Below are 11,980 nucleotides of genomic sequence, written 5' to 3'. Positions count from 1 at the left end.
CGGAGTATGCAGCAGAGACTGATCGTGTCAGTCCTCACGGTTCGCTCATGAAAGTCGCAACCGCACGGCACACCCGACCGATCCTCACGCTGGTCCTTACGGGTTGCGTGCTCCCCCTCAACGTCAAGGAGGCAGGGTCGCCTGCGCTCGTCGGCGTCGTTCGTCGCGACGACGGAAGACCGGCGATTGGTGTGCAGGTCGCGATCACGAACGACCAGGGGCGTGCGTCGTGCGCTCACGCGACCGCGCGTACCTTCACCGACTCCGCAGGTGTCTTTCGGTTTGCGCCGACCACTCTTGTTCAGCGTTGGGTCATGCTCGTGCCAGCAGTTGAGAGGTTTTTCAACTGGTACGGCGTGTGTGCCGGGCCTGCGGACTCGCTTCTCGAGCTCACGTACAACGGGCTTGTCCGGCTGCACTACGGCGCCGAAGGGTCTGCGGCTGATACGCTGAATTGCCTTCAATGGACCTGGCGAGGTCGACCACGTGGTACCTGCACCGGTCCGAGCGCTGAGGACAGAGTGCAGCTAGGCGGCGGATGGTCGGACGCTCGGGGGTCAGGCTACTATCGATTGATTGGCGTCAGCCACGGCTCACCGAGTGCGGAATCCGGCGTCTACGTGCAGTGGGTTGAGCGCCGCCTCACCGGTCCGTCAGAAGTAGTTCGCGAGACTATGGCGATCTCGTTGACGCCGGACATTTTCTCGAGCCTCGAGGCGAAGTTGTTCGCCGAGTCGTCGGGCGCGGTGTGCGTCGACGTCCGAAGCGTCCGAATGCCGCCGCACTGGTACAGTTTGGTGGACGAAGTCCACGAAGCTAAGGAGCTCGGAGCGCCCGGCGTGAGCCGTAGCGTCGTCTCGTGCCCATGAGTAAATGCCTCATATCATTGATCGGCCGTGACGTCGGAATGTGGTGGGCCGTTTTACAGGTATGCGACCGACGTTGCTGCTCTTGATCGCACTCGCGTGTTGCGCGAGGCCAAAGCCACAGTATGGCGGGATATATCTCGGTCCTTCGTGCGACGGAGAATCGTCGCCGAAGCTACCAGTTCTACGACGTTCCGATGCACGCGACACTGCGCTCCTCCGCACTGGTGAGGCAGGCCTTGTCATAATTGTTGACAGTAGCACGAGCCAGCGACCATTAGCCCACGCGCTTATCAGAATCGATGGGACGACCATTGGCGCGATTGCTAACGATTCCGGCATCGCGCTGTTCACTCACATGCGCGACGGACACGTGCGGCTCCGCGTGCTAGGCATGGGTTTTCGGGGCTGGAGCGGCGAGGTCAGCGTTCGCAGTGGTTATCGCGACATGCTGGAACTCGGCCTCGGGGCCATTGCGCTGTGCTTCTCTGCTGATCGGTCGTCCACGATAGACACCCGCGGAGCGACGGCATTGTGGTCAGATTCGCGCCGAACACCTCTGCGACGTTACTGACATGTACGCCGGTGGCCATTCTGATCCGTCCACGCGATGACGCTGCCCGGCGATCGACCGTCAGTAACTGACGCTGAGAGCAACGCCGAACCTCCTTCTGGCCCGCCCCCATTCCGGACGAAAGCTCACTCGCGCCGGGAGCTCGACCTGCTCCCACGTCTCGCTCCGGATCTGCCAGCCGACGATCGCGCCAACGACGAGACCCGCGAGAGCGCCGCCGATCGTTTCGACGCCAACGGCGATGAACGAGAGACACGGTTGCTCGCCCTTGCAACGATTACGTGACTTGTAGACCTGCGATCCGACGATGCCGCCCGTCACGGCGCCCACCAGCATTCCCGTGCCGACATGACTCTCGCTCCGCAACGCTTGCTCCACGGAACGGATTGCGGTGCGTGGCACGGTGACCGTCGTGCTGTCATCCGCGACGCGCATCGACATCGAGGCTGGATCGAGCGAGACGAGCGTGCCCGTCGTCGTCACCTCGCAGCACCCGGCGAGATGACGCACCCGAACGCGCGCGCCGGGCACGAACTGCGCATTGAGCACTTGCTCATTGCACGCGGTGGCGAGAGCGGCCCCGAGCGCAATGCGGATTGCGACGCGTGCGATCAATCGAATCCTCGCACCGACACTCGAGTGTTGTTGCTCATCGCCGCCTGGAGATCCGACAGCCCTTCGCATCCGTCGCGCACGAGTGATTCTAGCAATGAAAAGCGCCTGGCCACCGCTCGTGGCCAGGCGCTTTGTTAGGCATCGCCCTACTTTAGTCTGCGCAGCGTCGTCGCCAGCACTCTCACCTTCGCGGCATCGCTCGAGGTCTTTGCGTCCCCGTCGAGCTGCGTCGCAAGCTTCGTGAGCGCGCTACGACGCGCCGAGCCGCTCGCGTGCTCGGCGCCGTCCAGCGCCTGACGAGTCGCCGCCACCCGATCCGTCGACAGTCCGTTCGAGCGCTCGAGCTGATCGACATACGCCCGCGCAAGTGCGAACGTCGCCGGCCAGGTATAGCGCGGCTGATCCTGCACGTTCAGATAATCCAGATGCGCGGTCTTCGCGGCGTCGATCTCGTTCTGCGTCAGCAACGCGTTAGGCAGCAGCTCGAAGATGTCGAGCCCACGGGTGATCTCGGAGCTCACGATCACGCCGTTGTACCAGTACGCCGACCAGGAGCCGCCGAGGACCATATGATCGGCCGTGAGCGGACCGCGATCGAAGAATGCGATCTCCTCCGGATGCTTCGCGTCCGTCCAGTCGAATACGGAGACGCCGCCCTGGTACCACGCCTGCGACATGATATCGCGGCCGGGCACGGGGATGAGCGACCCGTTATGCGCGACGCAATTCTCCTCCGGAGTCTGCGGCGCGGAGAGCTTGTAGTAGCTCTCGAAGTGCAGCTTCTTGCTCTGCGGATCGATCGTGAAGATCGCGTCCGCGCCCCACTCGTGCGGATCGGTCGACCGGCACTTCGGCGCGCCGCCGCCGCCCCACTCGTCGCTGAACAGGATCTTCGTTCCATCGTTGTTGAACGTCGCCGAGTGCCAGTACGAGAAGTTCACGTCATCGACGGCATCCATGCGCATCGGGTGTACCGGGTCCCGAATGTCGAGCAGCAGCCCATGCCCTTCACATGCGCCGCCGGCGAGTCCGAGCGACGGATCGAGCGTGATGTCGTGGCACTGCGAATACATGATCGGATCGCCTTCCTGTTTCGCCCCGGCTTGCGCGGCGACAATCTTGTCGACGATGCCTTGCAGCGCGACATGCAACGTGGAGCTGTCCGCCGCGGTCGGCGCGCCAGTCCCGTTGCGCGCCTTCACGATACTGTCGAGCTGCGACGTGATGAGCCTAGGTGATGCGACCCGCTCACGGCCCTCGACCGTGTACGTGTAACCCCCATTCGCCTTCGCGTCCGCGAGCCTCTGCACCTCGGCGATACTGTCTGCCGCCGTAATGCCGTGGCTCTTGGGCTCCTTCAACCCTTCGAAGATTTTTGCGGCGCTTACAATTGCCGCCTTCTCCGGATGTGCGAGCGGAATCTTGATCACCTCGAGCCGCATGAGCGCTGAATTCGGATCCCTGTCGGGCGTCGCGCTCGTGCATCCCGCCAGCTCCTTCTGCGAGCGAAGCGGCGCGGAGCCCGAGATGTAGACGTAGACGTTGGCCTTATCCTTGGGATCCACGAGGAGCGAGTGCGTGTGCGAGCCGCGGCAGGTCTGGACGTTCGTGACGTACTTCGGATGATCGAGATCGCTGATGTCGAAGATGCGCACGCCACGGATGCGCTCCGCGCTCACCGTGTCCTTGATCCCCTCGTCACCGCAGTCCAGGCGGCCTGAGTTCGATTCCGACGAGACCACGAGGAGGTTCTTGTAGACCGAGACGTCGCTCTGCGACGCGGGGCAGTACTGTGCCGACCGAAGCGTGGGATGCGCCGGATCCGAGATGTCCCAGATCTGGAAGCCGTCGAAGCTTCCCTGGATGACATAGTGCCCGAAGAAGGCCTCATCGGAGTTGATGCTCTTGGCGAACTTCTCGGTGGGTTTCGTGAGCGACGCCAGCCGCATGTTCCAGGCAGCTTCGCCAGCGTCATAGATCCCGGCCTTCAGACCGACCCGTGGATCCGGCGACGGGGCGCCAGGCGCCGGTACTTGCTGCGCGGAGAGCGGCAGGACAACGGACGCTGCGATCGCCAGCGTGGAAATGAACAATCGATGATGCATGGTGGTTGGGTGTTGGGGTTGATGGTAGTTGGTGGTGGTCGGTAGCTGGTGATTGGTGGTTGGTAGTTGGTGATTTCGGATTTGTTGGCGAGCTACGCTCGCCGACAATCCTTATTCCCTAACAACGAACAACCAACCACCAACCACCAGAGATCACCCTCCGAGCGCGAGGGCGACGAGCATCCGGTGCATGCGGTCGATCTCCGTTCTCTGATCGACGTTGATGTCCGTCGCGATCTTGAAAATTGTTTCATCCTGGCCGGCGCCGTAGGTCGAGAACAGCTGCTGGACCATGTGTACGGCGCCGGTGTGATGCTGGATCATGTAGGTGAGAAAGAGCCGGTCGAAGTCCTTTCCGCGCGCGCGATCGAGCGTGTCCAGCTGGGCGCTCGAGAGCATGCCCGGCATCAGCGAGTCGCCGGCCATCTGCATACCGGGCATGTCCCGCATCGACGTGTCCCGAGTCAACCGGGGCATGGTAATTGGCTGGCCCCGATCAGCCAACCATTGCTGCATGCGATGAATCTCGTCGAGCTGCGCGTTGATGATGCGGCCGCAGAGGGTGCGCACGTCCGCGCTCGCGCCGTGGGTCGGGGCCCACCTCGCCATCACGATCGCCTGCGCATGGTGATGGATCATTCCCGACACGAAGGCGACGTCGGCGGTGGTATACGGTTTTCGCGCGCTGTCGGCGCGCGCCGTGGCGATGGCCGCGGCATCGGTATGTACCGGTGTCAGCGTCTGCGCCGCGACTGGCGAGGCGAAGGCCGCGACGAATAGTGCGCCGATCCAACTACATGGCTTGCGGAACATGTCTCTAGGGTAGCGGTCGGCCCGGCGCTCGGCTAGCGGGGGGAGTTCGTCAGTCCCCCACCCTCTACCCGCAACCCTCAACCCTCTACCGGTTGAGCCAATACGACATCTTCACCAAAATCGTATTCGCGGGATGCAGCGACATCAGGTTGCGAATGTCCCCAGTGAACGGCGTATTCCCTTCCTGATTCGCATACCCCTGCCGGCCCTCGTTCCACACCACGAACAAGGTGGATCCGGGCCTGTACTCCCACCGAAAAACCAGATTGGATTGAAACTCTTTAAAGTTGAACCCGCCCGGATCGCCCGTCACTGACGGATCGATGAACGGCGCAAACCGCGCGTCATAGTCGATTGCACGCGGCGTCGACGAGAGTTGGCGGACGTTCACGTACGCACCCTTCGAGACGAACGGCTGCACGTACGCCTGCAACGAAACTGCCGGCGTGAAGGTGTAGTTCAGTCTCACCGTCGCCGACGTCGTGGTCTGGTTCAAACGCGCGAAGGTGTAGTGTGGGCCTGACGCGTCCGCATAAAAGCCGAACCACTGGTCGTCATCGATATTCTTGGAGAAGTTGAGGCTGAACGCAGAGCTGAATCGGCCCGATGACTTGTAGTCGATCTCGGGGCCCACATTCCATGAGCGGTTCTTGCCGTTCCCGACGTTGTAGAAGCTCCAGCTCAGGTACGGCACCACCGCGCGCCGGTCGTCGCCGTTGATGAAGACCCACGGCGCGTTGTAGGTGTCCTGACGGATCGCCGGACCGCCGCGGGCGCTCCGGTCGTCATACGTCGAGCCGAGTTGACCGAGCGTGCTCCCGAAGTGCACACCCCAATTGTTCTTCAGCGTGATTTGAAAGTTCGTATTGTACGCCGCCTCGAGTGCGAGACCGTTCGTCGTCCAGTACTGCCACCAGTTGTTGTTCCACTGGAAGCGCTGGTAGAAGAAACGCTCATTGCGGTCGAAGTAGCCCACCCACGTGTTCCACGACGTCTGATCGGCGCGACGGAGATACCCGAGGTCGTTGATCTCGAAGCCCGGTGACCGCCGCTGGAGCGCCGACTCGAAAGAAAGATGCCGACCGCTGACTTTACTGAAATGCAGCTCCTCGGCGTCGCCCCCGAGCACGGTGCGAGTCGAGTCGAGCGGCAGGCCCGCGTCGGGACGCTGATAGTAGTGCACGGCATCCGTCTGCAGCGCCGCCATCGCTTGCGGCGTCCCCTGCACTCGGCTCTCGTCGAACGAGCCCGAGATCTCGTACGTGTTCTTGAAGAAGCGATGCCTGAAGTCGACGGCGCCGACGTACGCGTTGGTCGGCAGATATCCAGCCGTCCAACTGTCGTTCGCGCGATCGACCGCCGTGAGCATCCCGCCGATCGTGCTATTGCCGCCGCGGAAGTCCTGCGTCGCGCGCACGACGCCGTAGTTCGTCCTCGGTTCGAAAGTCGTGTCGCCAGGGCTCGCGTCGCGCTGTGTGACCGCGTCGAGCACGCCGATCGTGGTCCCGCTCGTTAGGCGACCGCTGAGCTTCGCCGCGCCGAGAATGGTCGTCGGCGCCTGCGGAACGGTGTCACCGTATGTCGGCGCGAGCTGAGGGGTCCGGCCAATGCGCCTACTATAGTATAGGTTCTCGCTGGAGCAGTTCACGTTCGAGCAATTGACCGGAAAGGAGAACACCCCGCGGCCGGCAACGAAGAACGGGCGCCGCTCGTCGAAGAAGCTCTCGTACGCGCTGAGATTGAGTACCGCCGGATCCGATTCGACCTGGCCGAAGTCGGGATTGATCGTTGCGTCGAGCGTCATGTTCGGCGCGACGCGATACTTGATGTCCCCTCCGGCCGAGGCGCTCGACGGATTCGTGTACAGGTTGTTGGTGATCGTCGACGCGCGCTTCGTGACGACGTACGGGATGGCCTCGAGCCGCCGCGGAACTTCCAGATCCTCCAGATCCTCCAGCGTCCCGAGCTGCGAGATCATGTCCGGCTTCGCTTGACTGAACTGGGGCCAGCTCATGCGCTCGGTATACCGATAGATATCCCGATCGATCGTGAAGCCGAAGTCGTGACGGCGTTGCTTCCCGTATCGCAGCTGTGATAAGGGGATTCTGAATTCGGCCGTCCAACCTAACGAGTCGACCGTCGTCGCAACGTCCCAGACGGCGTCCCACGCGAAATCCTCGTTGCCGCCGTTGGAGATCTGCCCGTCGAGCTTCACACCGGCTGGCGTGACGCCGAACTCGTAGCCGGTCCGCTTGTCGTGGTACGAGTCGAGGAAGATCCAGATCTTGTCCGTCGGCGTGAACGTGTCGCGGCGCTCGAGTATGCGCGCGATGCTGTCGGGCCGCGGGTCGTACGCGCGCACGAAGACGTACAGATTCGCCGCATCATATGCGACCTTCGCTTCCGTCTTGAATCGCGGCTGCTTTCCCTCTGTTGGCTGCCATTCGGTGAAGTCGATGATCGGCGGCGCTTCCCGCCACACGGGATCGTTGTCGCGTCCGTCGATGACAGGTGGCCGCCGAGCGCGAATCGCGACAGTTGCGGCCGGCACGCGAGCGGTGTCACGCTGAGTGCCCAGCGCAAGGAGGCTGACGAGAGGGAGGAAAGAAAGCATTCTGGCGTGCCACTCGGGGAGTCTGGTGGGACGAGGGACGAGTCGACCCATTGGACAGCCATACGCGCAATAGGGGTGGATAAAGTTTCATAAACGGGCTCGTCCTCGATTGGCCACTCCAACCATTCCTGGTACACGACTGTCCGATTGCGTGATCCTCATCACGCGGACTCGAGCATGTTGAACGACCTGCGGTTCGCCATCCGCACGCTGATCAAGAACCCAACCTTCTCGATCGCCGCGGTGTTGTGTCTCACTCTGGGAATCGGTGTGAACACAACGATTTTCAGCTGCGTCCGCGCGATGCTGCTTCGTCCGTTTCCGTATCACGACCCGGATGCCATCGTTGCAATGGGTGAGTCCAATCCGCGGCGCGGATGGCACATGAACACCGTGTCCTATCCGAATTTCCGGAGCTGGCAGGCGGACAACCGCACGCTGACGAGCGTTGGCGCTTACACTGGCTCCTCGTTCAACCTCGCCGCGAGTGACGCCGCCGACTACATCCAGGGCGCCGACGTTTCGTGGACCATGTTTCACACGCTCGGCGTCGCGCCGGCGCTCGGACGCGACTTTCGCGAGGAGGAGGATCGCCTCAACGGCCCGCACGTGATCATGCTCAGCGATCGTCTCTGGCGCGAGCGATTCGACGGCCATGCCGATGCGATCGGACATCAGGTGATGGTCAACGGTGTTCCACATACGATCATCGGCGTGATGCCAGCCGGCTTCGACTTCCCAGGCGCTGCCGTCGCGTGGACGACGCTCCAGCTCGACCCAGTCAAGTACCGCGGCAACCATTCCTGGCAAGTGATGGGGCGCCTCAAATCGGGAATGACGATCGACCAGGCACGCATCGATCTCAATCGCATCGCCGCCGGTCTCGAGACTCTCTATCCGGCATCCAACACCGGCTGGGGCGTCGACGTCGAGACGCTGCGCGACGCGGAAGTGGGCGACGTTCGCCCCGTGCTGATGATTATGATGGCGTCGGTCGCGTTCGTGCTGCTCATCGCCTGCGCGAATGTTGCCAACTTGCTCCTCGCGCGCGCGTCGGCACGCGCGAAGGAAATGGGTGTGCGCGTCGCGCTCGGCGCCGACGGCGCGCGCATCCTGCGGCAGCTGCTCACGGAGAGCGTTGTCCTCGGACTCTTCGGCGGCGTACTCGGCGTTGCGTTCGCGTATGGATTCTTGCGGTGGATCAACGCCAACATCGTTACGACGAGACCAATCTGGATGCAGTTCAGGATCGACGGCGAGGTGCTCATCTTCACTCTCGCACTCGCGATTGCGACTGGACTCCTCTTCGGTGTCGCGCCGGCACTTCAAGCCGCGAAGCCCAATCTCAACGAGACGCTGCGTGATGCCGGCGCGCGCGGCTCGAGCGCGGGACGCTCGTGGCAACGTCTGCGCGCGACGCTGGTGGTCGGCGAGCTCGCGCTGTCGCTCGTGCTCCTCGTCGGCGCGACATTGCTCGTTCGCAGCTTCCTCGTGCTGCAAGACGTTAGGCCAGGCTTCGATCCCAGCAACTTGTTGACGATGCAGGTCAGCCTCGAGGGACCCGCGTACGACTCCACGTATCAGCGATTCCAGTTCTGGGATCGGTTGCTCGCGACGCTGAATGCGAAGCCGGGCATCGTCTCCGCGGCAATCTCGAACCGGATTCCACTCGGCGGCGGCAACAACAACAGCTTCTTCGTCCCCGAAGGCCAGGACGTCAAGATCGGCTCGGAGCCGTTGCTCGAGATTCGTTGGTCATCGCCAAGATATTTGGAGACGCTGCGCGTGCCGCTCGTTGTCGGCCGTATGTTCACGCAACAGGAGTGGGCAGACAGCGGCGCAGGGGGGCGCGTCGCCGTGATCAATCAGTACATGGCGCGACAGTTCTGGAAGACTCCGGCACGTGCGTTGGGCAAACGATTCCGTTTCGGCTCGCCGACCGACACGTCGCGGCGTTGGATTACCATCATCGGCGTCGCGGCGGACATCAAGCACAAGCAACTCAGCTCCCCGCCTGATCTGCAGGGGTACATGCCCTACCAACAAGGTGGCTGGAGTCTGGCGGCGATCGTCGTGCGGACGCGCGACGACCCGACCCGCGCAACCGGCGTCGTGATCTCGGCGCTCAAGCAAATGGATCCGCTTCTGCCCGCGTTTCGTGTTCTGAGCATGGACGCGAACATCCAGCGCTCCTACTGGCAGCGCGCGCTCTACGGCAAGATGTTCGGCGCCTTTGCGGCGATCGCGCTCGTGCTGGCGGGCGTCGGCCTCTACGGTGTGATCTCGTACGCGGTCTCGCAGCGGACCCAGGAGATCGGCGTGCGCGTCGCGTTAGGCGCACAGACGTTGGATGTCGTGCGTCTCGTAGTGGGTCAGGGCGCGGTGCTGGGCAGTATTGGCATCGCCATCGGCCTGGCCGGCGCCTTTGTGGTTACTCGGACGTTGCGTGCGCTGCTGTTCGGTATATCTCCGCTCGACGGCGCGAGCTTCATCGGCGTATCGCTCGTTTTAGGAGCGCTGACGCTGCTTGCGAGCTATATCCCAGCTCGTCGTGCCGCGCGTGTCGATCCGGTCGAAGCATTGCGCTACGAATGATGACGATGGTCACTCCGTCGCCGTCGTGTCCTTTGCGATGCGCGCGGCTGCGATGAGCTTCGGGACGTACTCGCGCGTCTCCGCGGGGAGTCGCTTCGAGATCGCATAGAAATCGGAGTCGCTTCCCGTCGAACGGCCGAGGACGCGTTGCATCGCTTTCGAGACGGTGCCGGGCCCGGCGTTGTACGCTGCCGCGGCGAGATACCACGAGCCGAAGCGATTATGCAACTGCGACAGGTACGTGAGCGCAGCGTCGGTCGACTTTGCTGCGTTCGTGCGGTCGTCGCCATGCTTGCTGACAGAAAGTCCGAAGTTCCGCGCTGTCGATGCCATGAATTGCCAGAGGCCGACGGCCGAGACCCGTGACCGCGCATGGGTCTGGTACTGCGACTCGATGAGGGGCAAGTAAGCGAGCTCCTGCGGCATGTTCCGCTCGGCGAGTTTCGCCGAGATCATCGGGAGATACGCTTCGCCGCGATCCAGGGCCGCGGAGATGTCTCCTTTGAGCGAGGTCGAGAATCGCTGTACCCAGCTGTCGACGCGCGGATTGGCGATGTTCGCGAGCTGCCACGTCGGAGCGGGAGCCGCAGCCGTCACTTTGGGCAGCGAGTCCTTCGGGGCAGCCGCGTTCACGGGAGTGGAGATCGCCTCGGCCGCGGGCCGCATCGCGATCTGCAGTGTGTTGCCTAACGTTTGCGTTATGGCAAAACCGGCGGCCGCGAACAGCGCCGTCGTCATGATCCAGCGGACCATGGTGTCGCGATGCAATGCGATGGCGTTCCGCATGGCTTGCTTGGTCATGCGTGACTACTCCCGAAGTTGGAGGGGTGATGACAGTTCTACCCCCTCCGGAGGAGGCAGTTTCGCGAAAGCGGCGGAAAGGAGATTGGGCCCTCCCAGAGCACTGACGCGCTCGCTTGTCGGTGGTGGTTGGCGGCTGGTTGGTGGTGGTTGGGGCTGGTTGGTGGTGGTTGGGGCTGGTTGTTGGTGGTTGGGGCTGGTTGTTGGTGAACTTTTGAGTCAGACGTTAGGCCGGTTGTGCTCTCCCTCATTCCTATCTTAGAACGAAACGCCGCTCGAGTTCACGCAGGGAGCCTACGCAGTGATTGAGAGAGGGTAGAAGGTAGAGGGTAGAGGGTAGTCCGATTTAGGATTCACTCAACTCGTGAGATCGCGCGGCCTGATGCTCCACACCGAGGTGATAGAGGCACTGAAGAGTAAATCAGTGAAAGAAGCCCCGGGTTCATCACCCGGGGCTCGTGCTGCCGCTTTCGTCGCGATGCTCTTGCCACGCGCATCGATCGACGCTCGCACCGCGTTCGCCGCCGCCACCATATCGTCGACGAACGTCTCCGGACGACCGTTTCCCACGAACACCTGCTGATACGGCTTCGCTGCTTGGGCCATGGCGTTCGCGTCCTGCACGAGCACCGCGGCCTTCACACCGACCTTCGGCACCTGCAGTGCCTTGAACTCCGGCACATCGCGCAGGTGCGCGGCCGCGATCAACGCCACCGGCCGCATGTGGTCCTTCACGAGATCCTGACGCAACGCCGCCTGGGCCGCCGTCTGGCTCTTGGCGTTCAGCGTGTTGCTCGCCTGCTCTGCCTCGTTCACCCGCATGTCCTCCACGAGTTGATCGAGGGCCTGCCGAGCGGCCGCCGCGGTCGCGGCGAACAGCTTCGCCGCAAACTCGTCCAGGAACTGCTGGACGCGCCGCAGCATGTCGAACTTCCGAATCTGTTGCACTTTCATAATGTCCCCCCTCCGGGGGGGTGAACCAAGTATGACGCCTGTC

At 62.8% G+C, this 11,980-nt stretch carries 8 protein-coding genes; 2 read left to right on the top strand and 6 right to left on the bottom strand.

Going from position 1 to position 11,980, the window contains the following annotated elements:
- The first annotated feature begins 47 nt into the window (after positions 1–47).
- Positions 48–869, top strand: coding sequence for a hypothetical protein (locus tag VGH98_18030; protein HEY2377877.1), 822 nt, complete (start codon positions 48–50; stop codon positions 867–869).
- A gap of 631 nt (positions 870–1,500) precedes the next feature.
- On the opposite strand, the gene VGH98_18025 is transcribed toward VGH98_18030, so the two are convergent.
- From VGH98_18025 to VGH98_18010, 4 genes are all read right to left on the bottom strand, one after another.
- Complete coding sequence (locus tag VGH98_18025) at positions 1,501–2,055, bottom strand: hypothetical protein (protein HEY2377876.1); 555 nt, start codon at positions 2,053–2,055, stop codon at positions 1,501–1,503.
- A gap of 146 nt (positions 2,056–2,201) precedes the next feature.
- Positions 2,202–4,160: a hypothetical protein gene (locus tag VGH98_18020; GenBank protein ID HEY2377875.1), complete on the bottom strand. Its 1,959-nt coding sequence runs from the start codon at positions 4,158–4,160 to the stop codon at positions 2,202–2,204.
- A 153-nt stretch (positions 4,161–4,313) separates the two neighbouring features.
- Positions 4,314–4,973 (bottom strand): DUF305 domain-containing protein, encoded by a 660-nt coding sequence (locus VGH98_18015; protein ID HEY2377874.1) that lies wholly within the window; start codon positions 4,971–4,973, stop codon positions 4,314–4,316.
- Positions 4,974–5,058: 85 nt separating this feature from the next.
- Positions 5,059–7,587: a DUF5916 domain-containing protein gene (locus tag VGH98_18010; GenBank protein HEY2377873.1), complete on the bottom strand. Its 2,529-nt coding sequence runs from the start codon at positions 7,585–7,587 to the stop codon at positions 5,059–5,061.
- A 177-nt stretch (positions 7,588–7,764) separates the two neighbouring features.
- On the opposite strand from VGH98_18010, the gene VGH98_18005 reads away from it, so the two are divergent.
- Positions 7,765–10,182, top strand: coding sequence for an ABC transporter permease (locus VGH98_18005; protein ID HEY2377872.1), 2,418 nt, complete (start codon positions 7,765–7,767; stop codon positions 10,180–10,182).
- A gap of 9 nt (positions 10,183–10,191) precedes the next feature.
- Here the strand turns inward: VGH98_18005 and VGH98_18000 are convergent, their stop codons facing one another.
- Together VGH98_18000 and VGH98_17995 are read right to left on the bottom strand one after the other, a co-directional pair.
- Positions 10,192–10,983, bottom strand: a complete 792-nt coding sequence (locus VGH98_18000; GenBank protein ID HEY2377871.1) for a lytic transglycosylase domain-containing protein — start codon at positions 10,981–10,983, stop codon at positions 10,192–10,194.
- A gap of 357 nt (positions 10,984–11,340) precedes the next feature.
- Positions 11,341–11,937 (bottom strand): hypothetical protein, encoded by a 597-nt coding sequence (locus VGH98_17995; protein HEY2377870.1) that lies wholly within the window; start codon positions 11,935–11,937, stop codon positions 11,341–11,343.
- Between the last annotated feature and the right edge of the window lie 43 nt (positions 11,938–11,980).

It is taken from the genome of Gemmatimonadaceae bacterium (assembly GCA_036496605.1).
Classification (GTDB): Bacteria; Gemmatimonadota; Gemmatimonadetes; order Gemmatimonadales; family Gemmatimonadaceae; genus AG2.
Note: the sequence above shows the minus strand (reverse complement) of the source record. Positions and strands in the feature narration are given on the sequence as shown.